The organism is Streptomyces sp. NPDC033216 (genome assembly GCF_055577115.1).
This window is the reverse complement of record NZ_JBVIQK010000043.1, coordinates 18618-35371: the sequence shown is the minus strand read 5'-3', so window position 1 is coordinate 35371 and position 16754 is coordinate 18618. Positions and strand designations below refer to the sequence as shown.

The following is a 16754-nucleotide window of genomic DNA, read 5'->3' as shown; positions in this document are numbered from 1 at the left end:
TTTTGGCACGCTGTTGAGTTCTCAAGGAACGGACGCTTCCTTTGTACTCACCCGAGAGAATCTCTCAGGCTTTCCTCCGGGCGCTTCCCTTCGGTGTTCCCAACTCTACCAGTCATTTTCCGTCCCCCTGACCACCGTCCCGCAGGCATGCGGAAGATGATCCAAAGCTAGGATCTGACGAGTTGGATGCTGCTCGGTCAAGCGTGCTTGCTCGCATCGCTCACCCTCAAGCAGGAGTACGACTGTACACGGGGCCGCAGAGCGCTTGCAAATCGATTAGGCTAGTGGTCTAGACCACGGATCGGGATCACTCGTGCGGAACCGGTACTTCATATGACATACCCTGCTGCACAGTGCGCCGTCCGGGACTGGTAGTGACGGCCCATATACATCTCCACCCCTGGGAGGCTTCCCATGACCACCGTGACGTCCCCGTTGGCAGGTCGCGCCATCGGACTGGCAGCAGTGCCCGATCCGGTCTTCTCCGGGGCCATGGTCGGCCCCGGTACGGCCATCGACCCGGTACGTGAGCCCTCCGAGGCCGTGGCACCTGTGGACGGTGTCATCGTCTCCCTCCACCCTCATGCCTTCGTCGTCGTCGACGCCGAGGGGCACGGCGTGCTCACGCATCTCGGCATCGACACCGTGCAGCTGAACGGCGAGGGCTTCGAGCTTCTCGTGAACAAGGGCGACACGGTGGCTCGAGGGCAGGGCATCGTGCGGTGGAACCCGGTCGCCGTCGAAGAGGCCGGCAGGTCTCCGGTGTGCCCGGTCGTGGCGCTGGAGGCCACGGCCGACGCCCTCGGCGAACTCCGTGAGGACGGCGACGTGAAGACTGGCGACGTTCTCTTTTCCTGGCGCTGAGCCGACGCCGTCGTTTCCGTGACGGCGCGAAGGACAACCACCGCGGCGGCGGGACCCGCCGCACTATCGGAGACGGGTGAGATGGAGACAACGCTGCGAGGCGTCGGCGTGAGCCACGGTGTGGCGATCGGCGAGGTTCGGCACATGGGAACGGCGGTCCTCGAACCGCCCGCCAAGCAGATCCCGGCCGAGGAGGCGGAGCGTGAACAGGGGCGCGCCCGCCAGGCCGTGGACGCTGTGGCAGCCGATCTGATGGCGCGCGGCAATCTGGCGGGGGGCGAGGCCCAGGCGGTGCTCGAAGCCCAGGCCATGATGGCCCAGGACCCGGAACTGATGGCGGACGTGGACCGGCGTATCGCCGTCGGCAGCACGGCCGAGCGTGCGGTGTACGACGCCTTCGCCGCGTACCGCGAGCTGTTGGCGAACGCCGGGGAGTACCTCGCCGGTCGCGTGGCCGACCTCGACGATGTGCGGAATCGTATAGTCGCCCGCCTGCTGGGCGTCCCGATGCCGGGTGTCCCGGACAGCGACGAGCCGTACGTGCTCGTCGCGAGGGATCTCGCCCCGGCCGACACCGCGCTGCTGGACCCGACGCTGGTGCTCGGATTCGTGACCGAGGAAGGTGGGCCCACCAGCCACAGCGCGATTCTGGCGCGGGCGCTGGGTGTGCCGGCGGTCGTGGCGCTGCCGGGTGCCGGCGAGCTCGCCGAGGGGACCGTCATCGCGGTCGACGGCAGCACCGGCGAGATCTTCGTGGAGCCGAGCGAGGACAGGAAGGCGCAGCTCGAGGCTGCGGCCGCGGAGCGGAAGGCGGCACTGTCAGCCTCGACCGGGCCGGGTGCGACCGCTGACGGTCACAAGGTCCCGCTGCTGGCGAACGTCGGCGGACCGGCCGATGTGCCGGCCGCCGTCGAGGCCGGCGCGGAGGGTGTCGGCCTGTTCCGTACCGAGTTCCTCTTCCTCGACGACAGCGAGAAGGCACCGTCGGAGGAGAAGCAGGTCGCGGCGTACCGGCAGGTGCTGGAGGCATTCCCCGGGGGGCGTGTCGTCGTGCGCGTGCTGGATGCCGGCGCTGACAAGCCGCTGGACTTCCTGACGCCGGCGGACGAGCCGAATCCGGCGCTGGGCGTGCGGGGTCTGCGGACGCTCCTCGACCACCCCGATGTGCTGCGCACGCAGCTCTCGGCGCTGGCGAAGGCCGCCGAAGGCCTGCCGGTCCACCTCGAGGTGATGGCCCCGATGGTCGCGGACCGCGCGGACGCGAAGGCGTTCGCCGACGCTTGCCGCGCGGCCGGACTTCGGGCCAAGTTCGGTGCGATGGTGGAGATCCCGTCCGCCGCTCTGCGGGCGCGCTCCATTCTGCGGGAGGTCGAGTTCCTGTCGCTGGGAACGAACGACCTCGCGCAGTACGCCTTTGCCGCTGACCGTCAGGTGGGCGCTGTGTCGCGGCTCCAGGATCCCTGGCAGCCCGCGCTGCTCGATCTGGTCGCGCTGTCCGCCGAGGCGGCCGAGGCCGAGGGCAAGAGCTGCGGCGTCTGTGGCGAGGCCGCGTCCGACCCTCTGCTCGCCTGTGTGTTGACGGGTCTGGGTGTCACCTCCCTGTCGATGGGGGCGGCGTCGATTCCGTACGTGCGGGCGACGCTGGCGAAGTACACGCTCGCTCAGTGCGAGCGGGCCGCGGCGGCCGCCCGCGCGACCGACAGTGCCGAAGATGCGCGCGCCGCCGCGCAGGCGGTGCTCTCCGGCGAGTAGTCGGCGGGCCGGTCTCGGCCTGAGGAGGGGCGCTCCGCTTTCACGGCGGAGCGCCCCTCCGGCGTGTCAGTGGTGGTGGCCCGGGGCCGGTCCCTGCTGTCCGTCCTGGGTGAGGTCGGGCGGCACGCAGTAGTCGACACCGGACTCGGGTGCGATGAGGTCGCCGGATTCGACGTCGGTGCAGTAGGCGTCGAAGACCTCGCCGGCGGTCAGCGGTTCGAGCCCTTCGCCGCGCAGCCGCCAGCCGTAGATGCGGTCGGGGGCGCCGGCAGAGCTGGTGCGCATGACCAGGCCGCCGGGGCTCCGGGTGGCGACCCCGAGGGCGAGGACGGTCGTGAACTCGAGGACCTCGGCCTCGTCGAGCGGCGTGTTGCCGTTGACTGCCTCGTCCGCGTGGAGGACGGCGACGAGGGCCTCGGGTGTGCCGGTGACGCTGCACACCAGGTGGTGGTCGCCGGGCGGCGCGGTGTCGAGAATCCGGGCGAGGAGGCCGGAGGCCTGGGTGAAGGCCGCGCGGCCGATGTCCTCGCCGCAGGTCGCGCAGGCGCCGAGGCGGGCCAGGAGGGTGGCCGCGTACTCCCAGGTCGCCTGCCGAACGGCTTCGTCGACCAGGGCGGTCACCAGCTCGGCCAGCGGCTGGCCCTCGTACGGGAGGGTGGGGCCGGTGGTGGCGAGTTCGGCCGTGAAGCGGGTGCGGTGGGCGGGGTTGTCGGGGTCGAGGCCCTTCGCCTCGCAGAAGTCGGCGTACTCCTGCGGGTCGAAGAGGGCGACGGTGGTGTGGGTGCCCTGGAGAACGCGCGTTTTGAGCAGGCCCTCCACCTGTCGGAGATAGGTGGTGTGGTCGTCGAAGGTGAAGGTGCGATACCGCCGCATGGCGCGGAAGTCGTGTTCGTCGGTGAGCAGGCCGATGGTGCCTGCGATCTCACGGCGCAGGACACGTCGCATGGCCCAGTGGTCGGTGTGTGCCGTCATGATTCCCCCTGTGTGCGCACAGTCGATCAATGCTCACTCACAGTAATCGACGGCACTGACAGCGGCCCTGAGCCGGCCTTTCGGGGTTGGTCAGGTTCGTTTGCGGGCGAGGTCCTCATAGAAGTGCAGCAGGTCGAGGTTGTCGATGGAGCCCGGGTTGACCGCCTTCTCGAGGGGGGTGCCCTGGAGGAGACGCTTGACGGGGACCTCGATGCGCTTCCCGGTGAGGGTGTGCGGTACTCCGGGGACCTCGATGACCTCGTCGGGAACGTGGCGCGGCGAGAGTTCCTCGCGAATCGTCCGCTTGATGCGGTCGAGGAGTGCCTGGTCGAGGGTGGCTCCCGGTGCCAGGTGGACGAAGAGGGGCATCCAGTAGCCGCCGTCGGGCTGCTCGATGCCGATGACCAGGGACTCCTGGATCTCGGGCAGGCGCTCGACGGCTTCGTAGATGTCGGCGGAGCCCATGCGGACGCCCTGCCGGTTGAGCGTGGAGTCGGACCGGCCGTGGATGACGACGGAATCGCGTGAGGTGAGGGTGATCCAGTCGCCGTGCCGCCATACGCCGGGGTAGGTGTCGAAATAGCTGTCGTGGTAGCGGCTGCCGTCGGGGTCGTTCCAGAAGTACACCGGCATCGACGGCATGGGGTTGGTGACGACGAGTTCGCCGACCTCGTCGATGACGGGCCGGCCGCTCGGGTCCCAGGCCTGGAGGTCGGTGCCGAGGCAGGGTGCCTGGAGTTCGCCGGTGTACACGGGGAGGGTGGGCACGGCTCCCGCGAAGCAGGAGCAGACGTCCGTGCCGCCGCTGACGGAGGCGATCCACAGATCGTCCCGGACCTCGTCGTGCAGCCACCGGAAGCCGTCTGGCGGCAGAGGCGAGCCCGTGGTGGCGACGCAGCGGACCGTGGAGAGGTCGAAGTCGCGGGCCGGATGCACCTCGGCCTTGCGGCAGGCCATGACGTAGGCCGCCGAAGTGCCGTAGAGCGTGGCTCCGGTGCGTTCGGCGATGCGCCACTGGGCGGCGGTGTCCGGGTAGCCGGGGCTGCCGTCGTAGAGGACGACGGTCGTTCCGGTGAGGAGGCCGGAGACGAGGAAGTTCCACATCATCCAGCCGGTCGAGGTGTACCAGAAGAAGCGGTCCTCGGGGCCCAGGTCGCAGTGCAGGCCGAGCTGCTTGAGGTGTTCGACGAGGATGCCGCCCTGGGACTGGACGATGGCCTTGGGCAGGCCCGTCGTACCGGAGGAGTAGAGCACCCACAGGGGATGGCCGAACGGGACCTGTTCGAAGGTGGGTTCCCGGTCCGCGGCGGTCAGGGCGGACCAGTCCAGGGCTCCCTCGGGTGGCTCGGTGCCCAGGAGGGGGATGTGGACGACGGCGCGCAGGGTGGGCAGTTCGCGTCGGAGTTCGTCGACGACGTCGCGGCGGTCGTGCTCCTTACCGCCGTAGCGGTAGCCGTCGACCGTGAACAGGACGACGGGCTCGACCTGCTGGAAGCGGTCGAGGACGCTGCGGGCGCCGAAGTCGGGAGCACAGGAGGTCCAGACGCCCCCGACGGCGGCCGTGGCGAGGAGGGCGACGACTGCCTGGGGGATGTTCGGCAGGTAGGCGCTGACCCGGTCCCCCGGGCGGACGCCGAGGTGGCGCAGTTCGGCGGCGAGTGAGCCGACCTGGCGGCGCAGTTCGGACCAGGTCACGGGCCGGGGTTCGTGGTTCTCGTCGACGTGCAGGAGGGCTGGCTCCTGCGGGCGGCTCGAGGCGGCGCGGAGGGCGTGCTCGGCGTAGTTCAGCGTGGCGCCGGGGAACCAGTCGGCGCCGGGCATGGCGGGGTCGCCCAGCACACGCGTGTAGGGGGTCGTGAACCGCACGTCGAACCACTCCGTGACGGCTTTCCAGAAGGTTTCGATTTCGGCGACGGACCAGCGGTGCAGGGCGGGGTAGCCGCCGTCGGACGGGGCTCCGTGACGTTCGGCCGCCCAGGTCTGGAATCTGGTGACCTGGGCCTCGGCGATGCGCTGCGGATCGGGCCGCCAGAGCGGCTCGGGGTTCACGGTCGACATGGGGCGGCTCCCGGACTGTGCGCGTCGTGTGCGTCGACCGCGCACGTGCTGGGGTGTGCGCGTGACGCGGCTGACACGGACGATGCCATGTGATCGACATCCGCACCAGGGCGTGCCCCACACAGTGCGTGTCGTGAGGATGTGGGCTTGGCACAGGTGAACGGCAGTTGAACGACACGCGCGGGCGGTGCGGTCAGTGACAGGGTGAGCGGCATGGACGGTCGTGACCTGGTGCGTTCGATGAAGAGGGTCGGTTCTGCGGGGGCCGCACAGGGGTGGCGCACTGTGCGAGCAGCGTGGCGTCGGCGGCGTGCCGATGCCATGGCGCTGCCGGCTCGGAACGCCGAGCGCGCGCGGGTGCCGGGTGTGGTGCGGGACGTGGAGCCCGGGCCCGGCGGCGGGAGTATCCGGTTCAGCCGCTCGGAGCTGAGGATCCGGGTCGCGGTGAACGGTGCTGTCTTCTGGGGTTGGGACGGGGCCGGTCCCGAGCCGTCGTACGCGCTGGCCGGGCGCTGTCCTGAGGCCGATCCGCGGGTGGTGCTGGAACCGGACAAGGACGGCGGCTGGCGGGTGGTGGCGGAGCGGGTGACGGTCGTGGTCTCGCGGCACGGGGCGATCGAGGTGCGCACGCCGGGTGGGGTGGTGCTGCGACGTGATCTCCCGCCGCGGTGGTGGGAACCGTGTGACGGGGGGCCGGGTCGCTGGACGCAGCGGTCGGAGGTGGCGGCGGACGCCCGTTTCTTCGGGCTGGGCGGTCGGGCTTCCGGGCCTCGCCTGCGTGCGGGGACGTACCGCTTGTGGAACACCGATACCGGGCGGACGATCGACCGGGGCGACGATCCGCCGTACCTGACGATGCCGGTGCAACTGGTGGTGGCCGACGCGGCCACGCATCTGGCCTTCCACGACAGCTCTTGGGACGGCTCGGTGAGACTGCGGGAGGGCGAGGAGGGGGCCGGCTCCGGGCACGACCGGGCCGGGACGTCCGAGCTGCGGATGGACGGCGGCCCGTTGCGCTGCTGGGTGATGGTGGGGACGCCCGCGCGCGTGCTGCTCGCCTGGGCCTCGCTCACCGGTGCACCGGCGCTGCCGCCGGCCTGGGCGCTGGGGCACCATCACGCGCGGGACTTCGCCGACGAGCAGGAGGTGCGGCGGGTCGTGGCCGGCTACCAGGAGCGTGGCCTGCCGCTCGACGCGGTCCACCTGGAGGTCGACCGCGTCGACGATCGTCGGGCGTTCACCGTCGACCCGGAGCGTTTCGCGAAGCTGCCGGTGCTCGCCGAGGAGTTGCGGCGGGACGGAGTCCGCCTGGTCTCGGTTGTCGGCCCTGCCGTGCGGGCCGCGCCGGGTGAGGCGGTGCACGACGGCGGGGTGGCTGAGGACGCGTTCGTGCGGGACGCCTCGGGGCGGATCGTGGAGGGCGTGGCGCGGGCCGGTGCCTCGGTGTACCCGGACTTCACGCACGCGCGTGTGCGTCGGTGGTGGGGCGGCCTGTACGCGGAGGGGATCGCGCAGGGCTTCTCCGGTTTCTGGCACGACGTGGACGAACCCACGTCGCTCACCGCCTTCGGGCAGCCGACGCTCCCCCGGTCGGCGAGGCACGCTCTGGAGGGCCGGGGTGGCGATCATCGTGAGGCGCACAACGTGTACGGCCTGTGCATGGCTCAGGCGGGCTACGAAGGGCTGCGGGAGCTGCTACCCGGCGAGCGCCCTTTCGTGTTCGCACGCTCCGGCTGGGTGGGGCTCCAGCGCTACGGCGGCACCTGGTCCGGTGACATGGCCAGGGGTTGGCCGGGGCTGCGGGCGTCACTGTCGTTGGTGTTGGGGCTCGGGCTGTGCGGGGTGCCGTACTCGGGGCCGGACGTCGGGGGTTTCGACGGCCGCCCCTCTCCGGAGTTGTATCTGCGGTGGTTTCAGCTGGGCGCGTATCTGCCGCTGTTCCGCACGCACGCGGCTTCCCGGGCGGGGCGCGGGGAACCGTGGGAGTTCGGTCCCGAGGTGCTGGAGCACGCGCGCGTGGCGCTCGTCGAGCGTCGGCGGCTGTTGCCGTACTTCGTGACGCTGGCGCATCTGGCCCGGCGCACGGGCGCTCCCTATGTGCGGCCGCTGTGGTGGGGTGCCCCGGAGGACCGGGCGTTGCGCGACTGCGAGGACGCCTTCCTGCTCGGTGACTGTCTTCTGGTGGCGCCGGTGCTGGACCCGGGCGCGGACCGGCGGGCGGTGCGGTTGCCGCGGGGGCTCTGGTACGACACGGCGACAGGGCAGGCGTACCGGGGGCCGGGGCAGGTGCTCGTCGACGCGCCCCCGGGGCGGATACCGGTGCTCGCGCGCGGCGGCGCGGTGGTGCCGGTGCGCGGGGAGGACGGCGGTGTGGAACTGGAGGTGTGGGCACCGACGCGGGGACGGACCGGGGGCGGGCTGGTGGTGCGGGACGCGGGCGACGGCTGGGAGGAGCCGGAGATCGAGCGGTACGTCGCCCGCCGGGACGGCGATCGGGGGGTCGTCGTGGAGCGGGAGGGTGAGGACGGCAGGCGTGAGCCGCCCTACCCCGTGCGCGTACGCGGGCTCGGTGGGTCGGGTCAGATGTAGCGGCCCTCGAAGAAGGCCCGCACGGCGATCGTGTGCAGCGGGAAGGCCAGCTCCTCCGGCCTGTGCAGGAGATGCCAGCCGTCGGTCTCGTCGGTGGCGGCCGACGTCGGCAGGCGGTCCGCGGGGCGTTCCGGCAGGAGCCCGAACAGCAGGAGGTGGCCGTCGGGCGAGCTCATCGCGTCGGCGAGGCGTACGTCGCGGCTCGCCGCGTCGATGCCTGTCTCCTCCCGGAGCTCCCGGACGACGGCCTGCTTCCAGTCCTCGCGGTGGTCTATGTAGCCGCCGGGCAGTGCGATGCCTCCGCGCGCGGGGGCGATGGTTCGGGTGATGACGACGAGGGCGGTGCCCTTCGTGTCGTACACGGGCTGGAGTGCGATCGCGACCGGCAGGGGGTTCCGGTAGGCGACGACGGCGCAGGCCGGGCAGGTGCGGGGCCAGCCGGTGACGCCCTCTCCATAAGGCGCTCCGCAGCCCGAACAGTGGGAGTCGGGCACGGAGTTGAAAGTGGAGTGCTGATTTTCGGACACGCGCGGACTGTATCCGATCACGGGCGGGCGTCGTACGCGGGTGCCCCCGAGGGCTCTGGTGAGGGATTGGGCGGAGAGAAGGGGAAGCCGGAGCAGGTGTCCGGGCCGGCTTCGCGCTTGAAGAGCCGGGTGGGGACCCGGTCTCGGTGCTGTGACCGGGCGCGGAACAGGTGGGTCTGGCCGACGTTCGCGGAGAACACCGCCTCGCCGCCCGGTCGTCGGCGCCCTTGCCCGGCGGAGGATCGTCCGGAGCGTCGTGCGCCTCGCCTCCACCGCCCAGGTTCCGGTCCTCCTCGCGGGGCGATGACTCGTGCTCCGTCCGCGGGGGCGGGACGCCCTGCCCATATCGTGATGAGCATGCCACACTCCTGACTATCCGTCAGATCTTCGGGAGGGAGGAACTGTGTCACATACACGGACGCCTGTGGTCGAGGGCTGGTTCGACGGGGACGGGGACGACTTCCGGTTGCTCGGCACGCGCTGCACCCGGTGCGCCTCGTTCTTCTTCCCCCGCGAGGACAGCCACTGCCGCAATCCGGGGTGCGCGGGGGGCGAGCTGGAGGAGGTCCCCCTGTCGCGGCGCGGACGCGTCTGGTCGTACACGGACAACCGATACCGGCCACCGTCACCCTATGTGACCGATCCGGAACTTCCCTGGGAACCGTACGCGTTGATCGCTGTGGAGCTGGAGGCCGAGCGGATGGTGGTGCTGGGGCAGGCCGCTCCCGGGGTCACCGTGGCCGATCTGACGGTGGGCATGGAGGTGGAGGTCGTCCCCGGCGTGCTCGGCGAGGACGCGGAGACGACCTGGACGACCTGGCATTGGCGGCCGACGGGGGTGAGGGGATGACGACGGAGGTGGCGGTGCTCGGGGTGGGCATGCACCCCTGGGGCAAGTGGGGGCGCGGCTTCGTCGAGTACGGCGTGGTGGCGGCACGCGCGGCACTGGCCGACGCCGGTCTGGAGTGGCGGGAGATCGGCTCGGTCGTGGGCGCGGACACGGTGCGGGGCGGATACCCCGGGTACGTCGCCGGGGCGACGTTCGCCAAGGCCCTGGGCTGGCAGGGCGCCCGGGTGACGAGCGTGTACGCGGCGTGTGCCTCCGGGGCCCAGGCGATCGACGCGGCGCGCATGCGGATTCTCGCGGGCATGACGGACGTCGTGCTCGTCGTGGGGGCCGATGCCGCCCCCAGGGGATTCTTCCGGCCCGCGGGCGGCGACCGCCCGGACGACCCGGACTGGTTGCGGTTCCGGGTGCTCGGCGCGACCAATCCGGCGTACTTCGGGCTGTTCGCGCGACGGCGCATGGCGGTGCACGGGGACACGGCAGAGGACTTCGCCCAGGTCAAGGTGAAGAACTCCGCCATGGGAGCACTGAACCCGTACGCGCGCTACCGCAGACGCGTCACCGTGGAGGAGGTCACCGCCTCCGCCATGGTCTCCGATCCGCTGAGGCTGCTCGACATCTGCGCGACCTCGGACGGCGGGGCTGCCCTGGTGCTGTCCAGCCTGGAGTTCGCGCGGCGGCGTGGAGCGGCGAACCCTGTGCGCATCCGTGCGGTGTCCACGGTCTCGCCGCGTTATCCCCACGCGGTGCTGGACCTGCCGGACATCGCCACGGACTCCGCGGCCGCCGTCGAGCCGGCCGGGCCGCCGTTCCGGGCGTCCATCGCCGCGGCCGCCTACGAGGAGGCGGGCATCGGGCCCGAGGACCTCTCGCTCGCCGAGGTCTACGACCTGTCCACCGCTCTGGAGTTGCAGTGGTACGAGGATCTCGCACTGTGCGGGGAGGGTGAGGGCGCCCGGCTGCTGCGGGAGGGCATCACGGCGCCGGGCGGCCGTACACCGGTGAACGTGAGCGGCGGGCTGGCCTCCTTCGGAGAAGCGGTTCCCGCGCAGGCGCTCGCCCAGGTCTGCGAGGTGACCTGGCAGTTGAGAGGTCAGGCGGGCGGACGTCAGGTGGCCGGCGCGCGCGTGGGCATCACGGCGAACCAGGGGTTGTTCGGGCACGGGTCGGCGGTGGTCGCGGTGCGGTGAGGGGACAGTGGTGCGCCGCATGACAGCCGGGGACCGGTGAAAGAGACGACCGTCGCTCCACAACGGGCGCGTCCGCGCGCGTACGCGCTGTGACAGCCCGAACGACTGTGTGAAGTCTCATGAGCCGGCTTGGACGGGTGTTCCGAGCGCCTTATGGGTCATCAGACGCATGGCCGGGGGCTCGACTCGCTCGAGACGATAAGTCAGTCGGCGAAGGAGCCGACCAGCCGCAGCGGGGTGATCCTGACGACCACCCGCACCACCTCCGGCGGCAGTGCCAGGTACTCCTCGCCTGCGCCGGGCCCTTCGTACTGCTCGGCCAGTGCGACCGCCAGCTTTCGGCCCGGGTCCTCGGCCACACCGTCGACCAAGATCGAGGAGCACCGCAGGACTCGCGCTCATCTGATCCTGAGACGATCAGTCGGGCCTTCGGTCTGCCGGAGAGAGTCTGCGAGGGCCGGCACCTCGTGCTGATCGTGTCCCTGTTCGTCGTCGGGATCGGCCTCTTCCCCACCCTGCCCAGGCCGCCACACGCGTGTGCGCGGCCTCGAGCCGCGGCCCGTACGCCGGTCGACGAGGTACGAGCCGTGCACACGTTTCAGGTGGTGACCGTCTGACGGCGGTCGGCGTCGTAATCCATGGCGTGCTGGACGACTCCGACGAGCACGTCCTTCACCGAGCTCCGGTCACGGGCGTCGCACAGCAGCACCGGCACGGCGTCGTCGAGGTCGAGGGCGCGGCGTACCTCCTCGACAGGGTGACGGGCCGCGCCCTCGAAGCAGTTGACGCCGATGAGGAAGGGGATGCAGCGGCGCTCGAAGTAGTCGACGGCGGCGAAGCAGTCCTCCAGGCGGCGGGTGTCGGCGAGCACGATCGCGCCCAGCGCGCCTTCGGAGAGTTCGTCCCACATGAACCAGAACCGTTCCTGGCCAGGGGTGCCGAACAGGTACAGCACCAGGTCCTCGCGCAGGGTGATGCGCCCGAAGTCCATGGCCACGGTCGTGGTGTGCTTGCGCTCGACGCCCGTGGTGTCGTCGACCGGCCGGCCCGCCTCGGTCAGGAACTCCTCGGTGCGCAGCGGCTTGATCTCACTGACGGCGCCGACGAGGGTGGTTTTGCCCACGCCGAAGCCGCCAGCCACCAGGATCTTGAGTGTGACGGGCTCGACCGGGGGCTTGCCGCGCTCAGAACGCCCGAAGATCATCGGTTACTTCTCCTGCTCGATGGGGTCGTGGGCGGTGGACCGTAGCCTCCGCCGCCGGGGGTTTCGATGACGAGGACGTCGGCCTCCTCGGCATTGTCCTGGACGTGCCGCGTGCACGCCTGTACGACGTCGGGTCCGAGGTCGTCGATCAAGCGGGCGACGTCGTCGACGCCCTTCTGGTTGGCGGCGATCTGGGCCCGCGGGTCGGCGAGGTTGGTCGCGGGATTGCGGGACGGGTACGCCGCCCCGGTGAGCAGGCGGAGGGTTTCCGTCTCGCGGAGGCGACCGTTCTCGGCGAGCAGCCAGTTGTCGAGGAGGACGCCTTCCTCGCCGATGGTGCGGCTGTCGGCCGGCATGGAGCCCGGGGCGATACCGCCAGGAGGGCGTTGGTGGCGACCGTGGTTCCCGTGCGCACCGCCTCGGCGGGCTCCCGCGCGTCGCCGAGCAGGGCCCGGACGCCGGCGATCGGCCGCGTCCGCGTACCGTGCCGGGTTGTCGGACAGCGGCTTGTGGATCAGCAGCCGGCCGTCCGGGCGGCGCGCGACGATGTCCGTGAAGGTGCCGCCCCGGCCGGCCCACCCGGAACTGCCGGCCTGCCACGTCCTCACCTCGCTTCCGCGCCGCTCACAGCGCTCGGAGGCCGGTGATCACGTCGCGCAGAATACTCTCGTCCGGGAGTTCGGCCGGGGGCACGGGCCGGTTCACATGGACGAACTCCGCGTCCACGAGATCACCGACCAGGACGCGTACCACGCCGATGGGCAGGTCGAGTCCGGCGGCGAGTTCGGCCACCGACTGGGGGGCGTCGCGGCACAGGTCCACGATGTCGACGTGTTCGGGGGACAGCGCGAGGTCCGCGTCCGGGTCGTCGGCGTGGGGTTCGGCCACGACGACCGCGATCAGGTCGAGACGGTGCTGGACCGCACTGGTGGTGCGGCCACGCGTCATGGCGTACGGCCGGACGACCGGTCCGGCCTCGTCATCGAACCAGTGGCTGCTTCCCTGACCGTCTGTCCTCATACCATCCCACTACCCGCCCGAGGGCAGATCGGTGCGCGGGGCGGTACCCAGATGCGCGCCGACCCGCTTCACCAGGAGCGTCATCTCGTACGCCACCAGTCCGACGTCGGAGTCGGCGTCCGCGAGGACCGCGAGGCAGCTGCCGTCGCCGGCGGCGGTGACGAACAGGAAGGCCTCGTCGAGTTCGACGACCGTCTGACGGACGCTGCCGGCCTCGAAGTGGCGGCCGACGCCCTTGGCGAGGCTGTGGAACCCGGAGGCGACGGCGGCCAGGTGCTCGCTGTCCTCCCGGGTCAGGTCCTGGGACGCTCCGGTCGGCAGACCGTCGCCGGAGAGCACGACGGCCTTGCGGACGCCGGCGACGCGGTCGACGAGGTCGTCGAGGAGCCAGTTCAGCTCGCCGTTGTCGGTCGTGGTGTGGCCGGTCGTCTTCGGTGCGGTCATCGACCGTCCCCCCTTGTCGTTCGTTGTGGTGCTGTGGCGCTGTCGGCATCGTCGCCCGCGGAGTTCTCCGCGCGGCCTCGCTGCCAGCCGCGCTGGAGCGAGGCCATGCGGCTGCGGACCTCGTCGGCGTCCCGGTCGGCGGGCTCCGAGCGCTCCTGGGCGGGTCGTTCGGGTCCCTGCCGCAGTTGCGGGGCCAGGTTCGCCTGTCGTACGCGCCGGGGCAGGGCGCCTGTACCGGGGCCGGGGTCACGAGCCGCTCTGCCGGGACTCCCGGTGGGAACCTCGGGGGTCCCCGGCGTCGGTTCCGCGGCGTGGTGGGCCGCGTCGCGCGTGAGGTCGACCGTCTCGTCCGGGCCCGCGGTGCGCCGGCTGCGGCTCGGCGGGGCGGGTGTCTGCGGCGGCTGGTGAGTGCCGTCGCCGGAGCGCTCGGCGGTGCCGCTTCTCCGCGGTATCTGCGGCGTCGCGCCGCGGCGGCGGGAGGGCAGCGGGGCTGGGCCGTCCTGCTCCGGCCGCCGTCCGGTCGGTCGCGGCAGGGGTTCCTCGCCGGTGCCGGTGGCCGCCTCCGCCTGCGCCTCCGCGCGACGGGACCGCTGGTCGGCGACCGGACGGCCGTGCGAGCTCACCAGTTTCGGCGTTCTCCGGCTCGGCAGGGGCAGGGGGACGGCCAGATCGCCCGCCGTGGAACGGCCCGGTTCGCTCCGGAGGTCGGTCACCCGGCGGCGGTGCTCGACGGCGTCGGCCGTGGGCCCGTCCTGGGCGCGGGAGGGGGAGCCGCTGGGGCGGAACAGACCGTCTCGCTCACCGCTGTCGTCGTCGGGGGGGACCGGGAAGCCGCCGAAGGCGCCCAGGTCCACCGGGGCCTCCAGTTCGACCGGCCCGTCCAGCAGCGAAGGGGCCCCGGGAAGCTGCACCGGCGTCTGGGCGAGTGCGGACCTGCGGTTCCCCGCGGGCTCCGTCTCCTTCGGAGGCCGGGGACGGTCGAGCCGGAAGCCGATGCCGTTCGTGTCGGGGACGTCGTCGGTGAGCAGCGCGTCGGGGATGAAGATGACCGCGGTCGTGCCGCCGTACGGGGAGGGCTGAAGAGAGACGCGGACGTTCTGCCGCTGGGCGAGCCGGCTGACCACGAAGAGGCCCAGCCGGTCGGTGTCGGACAGCTCGAACTCCGGCGTCTCGGCGAGCCGGAGGTTGGCGTCCAGAAGCGCCTCGGGTGCCATGCCGAGGCCCCGGTCGTGGATCTCCAGCGTGAAGCCGTTGGCGACCCTGTCGCCGAGGACCTGGACGGCGGTGTGCGGTGGGGAGAAGACGGTGGCGTTCTCCAGGAGTTCGGCCACGAGGTGGGTGAGGTCCGCGACGGCGGGGCCGGTGACGGCCACCCGCGGGAGGCGGCGGACCTCGATCCGTTCGTAGTCCTCCACCTCGGCGACGGCGGCGCGCACGATGTCCATCAGCTGGATGGGCTTGCGCCACTGCCGCGAGGGGGCGGCGCCGGAGAGGATCACCAGGCCCTCGGCGTGCCGCCGCATGCGGGTGGTGAGGTGGTCGAGGCGGAAAAGGTCTGCGAGTTCCTCGGTGTCCTCGGTGCGGCGCTCCATGGTGTCGAGCAGGGTGAGCTGCTTGTGCAGCAGCACCTGGCTGCGGCGGGCGAGGTTGACGAAGACCTCGGAGACGCCCGAGCGCAACTCGGCCTGCTTGACGGCGGCCTCGACCGCGGCGCGCTGAAGCGTGTTGAGGGCCTGGCCGACCTCGCCGATCTCGTTCTTGTCGTACTCCAGTCGCGGGGCCTCTGTCTCGACATCGATCTGTTCGCCCGCGGAGAGGCGGCGCATGACGCTGGGCAGCCGCACGCCGGACGCCTCGTGAGCTTCGAGGCGCAGCTGCCGCAGGTCGCGGATGAGGCCGCGGCCGATGCGCACGGACAGCACGAGGGAGACGAGCAGGGCGATCAGACCGAACACTCCGGCGACGACCGCCTTGACGATCACTTCGATCGCCACGGGGCGGACGCGGTCCTGGTAGCGGTCGTTCGCCTGCTCGTCGAGGGTGCCGAGTTCGTCGAGGACGTTCGCGACCGCGATGTCCCATGTCCTGGCGGTGACCCCGCGCGGCATCTGACCGGGGCCGGTGGACGCCACCGCCTGTTCCGCCGTGCGCACGGGAGCGGTGGTGGCGTTCTTCCAGAAGCGCTCGTAGCGTTCGCGCTCCGCGACCGGCAGTTGAGCGAGGCTGATGTCGTAGACGACGTTGCGCTGGGCCTCGAGATCGGAGACGGCGCGGATCTCGTCCCGGGTGACCCGACCCACGACCAGGGCGGAGCCGAGCAGGGCGTCCTCCCGGGAGAGCAGCTCACGGGCACGGGCGACGCTGACGAGGGCCCGGTACTGCTTGTCCATCTCCACGCTGTCGACGACGTCCAGCTTGGCCAACAGGGTGTAACAGGGGTCGATCAGGCGGTTGTACAGATCCAGCGCCTGGGCGCGGGTCACTGTCCCCTCTTCGACACCGCGGCGCAGGGAGTCGAGGCCGTCGAAAGCGTCGAGGACCGCCGTCAGCCCCTCGCCGTCGTCCTCGTCCAGAACCTCGTGTACGTCGGGGTCCTTGGCGTTCGACCGGATCTCGGCAAGGGCCTCGTCCGTGGCGGTCCGGGTGCGACGCAGGGCGGAGAGAGCGTCGGAGGCGCGGGGGTCGGCGAGGTAGACGAGAGTCTGTCGACGTTCCTGCTGAACGATCCGGACGGTGTCCTCGACGGGGTAGCCCACCTTCTCCACGAGATGCGACACCGTGAACAGGCGACTCGCCTCGAGGCCCGTGAGCACCGTGGCGAAGCCCCAGAGGGCGGTCAGGGACACCAGCGGCACGAGCAGCAGCGCCACGATCTTCCGGCGGATCGACTTCCCGCGAAAGCGCATGGACTCCCCCAGCTCGAACCCCCACCGGCCGGGGGTACGCATGTGCGTCAACAAACGGCGCGAGCCTACTACCGACGCCCGGTGAACTCGAAAAGGCGTCCGGAATCTGAACGTCCGTATAAGCGTCGGCGTGGGAGGGGTTGTCCGGTCATTACGGGAGATTGCCTCCCGGAACAGGTGCCTTCGAGCGGGGCGGCATCCGATGGGCGCCATGGAGGAGTTGGCCAGAATTCTTCTCAGTCCGGGAATCTTCGCGCCGGTTTGCGCGTCCTACTCATTGGGGCTCGGGGACGGAATCGGCCACAGGAGCCGCAGGCCGCACCCGGGCGGCGTAAGACAGCGCAAGCCGGGCAGCCAATGGGGAGCCGGTTCTTCGAGCCG

13 protein-coding genes and 1 pseudogene are annotated in these 16754 nt (G+C 71.3%); 5 read left to right on the top strand and 9 right to left on the bottom strand.

Annotation, left to right across the window (positions count from 1 at the left end; all coding sequences use genetic code 11):
- The first annotated feature begins 414 nt into the window (after nt 1-414).
- The gene (locus ACZ5Y0_RS35860; protein WP_469132822.1) at nt 415-864 is read left to right on the top strand and encodes a PTS sugar transporter subunit IIA; all 450 of its coding nucleotides are present in this window, start codon (nt 415-417) and stop codon (nt 862-864) included.
- Between the two features lie 81 nt (nt 865-945).
- Nucleotides 946-2616, top strand: coding sequence for a phosphoenolpyruvate--protein phosphotransferase (gene ptsP, locus ACZ5Y0_RS35855; protein WP_469132821.1), 1671 nt, complete (start codon nt 946-948; stop codon nt 2614-2616).
- A 66-nt stretch (nt 2617-2682) separates the two neighbouring features.
- On the opposite strand, the gene ACZ5Y0_RS35850 is transcribed toward ptsP, so the two are convergent.
- Nucleotides 2683-3588 carry a hypothetical protein gene (locus tag ACZ5Y0_RS35850; protein ID WP_469132820.1) on the bottom strand — a complete coding sequence of 302 codons (906 nt, stop codon included), beginning with the start codon at nt 3586-3588 and terminating at the stop codon, nt 2683-2685.
- 90 nt (nt 3589-3678) lie between these two features.
- Entirely contained in the window at nt 3679-5646 is a 1968-nt protein-coding gene (locus tag ACZ5Y0_RS35845; protein WP_469132819.1) for an acetoacetate--CoA ligase, read from the bottom strand.
- A 213-nt stretch (nt 5647-5859) separates the two neighbouring features.
- Between ACZ5Y0_RS35845 and ACZ5Y0_RS35840 the strand changes: the two genes are divergently transcribed.
- A complete protein-coding gene (locus ACZ5Y0_RS35840) occupies nt 5860-8235 on the top strand; it encodes a glycoside hydrolase family 31 protein (RefSeq protein ID WP_469132818.1) in 2376 nt (791 codons plus the stop codon).
- Here ACZ5Y0_RS35840 and ACZ5Y0_RS35835 read toward each other — a convergent pair.
- The gene (locus ACZ5Y0_RS35835; protein ID WP_469132817.1) at nt 8226-8762 is read right to left on the bottom strand and encodes an NUDIX domain-containing protein; all 537 of its coding nucleotides are present in this window, start codon (nt 8760-8762) and stop codon (nt 8226-8228) included. The two genes, ACZ5Y0_RS35840 and ACZ5Y0_RS35835, sit on opposite strands and share 10 nt — an antisense overlap.
- A 424-nt stretch (nt 8763-9186) precedes the next feature.
- On the opposite strand from ACZ5Y0_RS35835, the gene ACZ5Y0_RS35830 reads away from it, so the two are divergent.
- Together ACZ5Y0_RS35830 and ACZ5Y0_RS35825 are read left to right on the top strand one after the other, a co-directional pair.
- Nucleotides 9187-9612, top strand: coding sequence for a Zn-ribbon domain-containing OB-fold protein (locus ACZ5Y0_RS35830; protein ID WP_469132824.1), 426 nt, complete (start codon nt 9187-9189; stop codon nt 9610-9612).
- A complete protein-coding gene (locus ACZ5Y0_RS35825; RefSeq protein WP_469132816.1) occupies nt 9609-10799 on the top strand; it encodes a lipid-transfer protein in 1191 nt (396 codons plus the stop codon). Before ACZ5Y0_RS35830 ends, ACZ5Y0_RS35825 begins: the two co-directional genes overlap by 4 nt.
- Nucleotides 10800-11002: 203 nt before the next feature.
- On the opposite strand, the gene ACZ5Y0_RS35820 is transcribed toward ACZ5Y0_RS35825, so the two are convergent.
- The 6 genes and pseudogenes from ACZ5Y0_RS35820 to ACZ5Y0_RS35795 form a co-directional block, all read right to left on the bottom strand.
- Nucleotides 11003-11170: a hypothetical protein gene (locus tag ACZ5Y0_RS35820; protein WP_469132815.1), complete on the bottom strand. Its 168-nt coding sequence runs from the start codon at nt 11168-11170 to the stop codon at nt 11003-11005.
- Between the two features lie 227 nt (nt 11171-11397).
- Nucleotides 11398-12003: a GTP-binding protein gene (locus tag ACZ5Y0_RS35815; protein WP_469132814.1), complete on the bottom strand. Its 606-nt coding sequence runs from the start codon at nt 12001-12003 to the stop codon at nt 11398-11400.
- 41 nt (nt 12004-12044) lie between these two features.
- A pseudogene (locus tag ACZ5Y0_RS35810) lies at nt 12045-12395 on the bottom strand (hydantoinase B/oxoprolinase family protein); the annotation flags it as partial.
- Between the two features lie 232 nt (nt 12396-12627).
- Nucleotides 12628-13023, bottom strand: coding sequence for a DUF742 domain-containing protein (locus ACZ5Y0_RS35805; protein ID WP_469132813.1), 396 nt, complete (start codon nt 13021-13023; stop codon nt 12628-12630).
- Nucleotides 13024-13032: 9 nt separating this feature from the next.
- Nucleotides 13033-13467, bottom strand: coding sequence for a roadblock/LC7 domain-containing protein (locus ACZ5Y0_RS35800; RefSeq protein WP_469132812.1), 435 nt, complete (start codon nt 13465-13467; stop codon nt 13033-13035).
- Nucleotides 13464-16373 (bottom strand): nitrate- and nitrite sensing domain-containing protein, encoded by a 2910-nt coding sequence (locus ACZ5Y0_RS35795; RefSeq protein ID WP_469132823.1) that lies wholly within the window; start codon nt 16371-16373, stop codon nt 13464-13466. The genes ACZ5Y0_RS35800 and ACZ5Y0_RS35795 overlap by 4 nt, the downstream gene beginning before the upstream one ends.
- Between the last annotated feature and the right edge of the window lie 381 nt (nt 16374-16754).

Excerpts from the sequence above, each read along its gene's own strand:
- ACZ5Y0_RS35860 (WP_469132822.1), top strand. The coding sequence starts at position 415 with ATGACCACCGTGACGTCCCCGTTGGCAGGTCGCGCCATCGGACTGGCA.
- ptsP (WP_469132821.1), top strand. The coding sequence starts at position 946 with ATGGAGACAACGCTGCGAGGCGTCGGCGTGAGCCACGGTGTGGCGATC.
- ACZ5Y0_RS35850 (WP_469132820.1), bottom strand. The coding sequence starts at position 3,588 with ATGACGGCACACACCGACCACTGGGCCATGCGACGTGTCCTGCGCCGT.
- ACZ5Y0_RS35845 (WP_469132819.1), bottom strand. The coding sequence starts at position 5,646 with ATGTCGACCGTGAACCCCGAGCCGCTCTGGCGGCCCGATCCGCAGCGC.
- ACZ5Y0_RS35840 (WP_469132818.1), top strand. The coding sequence starts at position 5,860 with ATGGACGGTCGTGACCTGGTGCGTTCGATGAAGAGGGTCGGTTCTGCG.
- ACZ5Y0_RS35825 (WP_469132816.1), top strand. The coding sequence starts at position 9,609 with ATGACGACGGAGGTGGCGGTGCTCGGGGTGGGCATGCACCCCTGGGGC.
- ACZ5Y0_RS35815 (WP_469132814.1), bottom strand. The coding sequence starts at position 12,003 with ATGATCTTCGGGCGTTCTGAGCGCGGCAAGCCCCCGGTCGAGCCCGTC.
- ACZ5Y0_RS35805 (WP_469132813.1), bottom strand. The coding sequence starts at position 13,023 with ATGAGGACAGACGGTCAGGGAAGCAGCCACTGGTTCGATGACGAGGCC.
- ACZ5Y0_RS35800 (WP_469132812.1), bottom strand. The coding sequence starts at position 13,467 with ATGACCGCACCGAAGACGACCGGCCACACCACGACCGACAACGGCGAG.
- ACZ5Y0_RS35795 (WP_469132823.1), bottom strand. The coding sequence starts at position 16,373 with ATGCGCTTTCGCGGGAAGTCGATCCGCCGGAAGATCGTGGCGCTGCTG.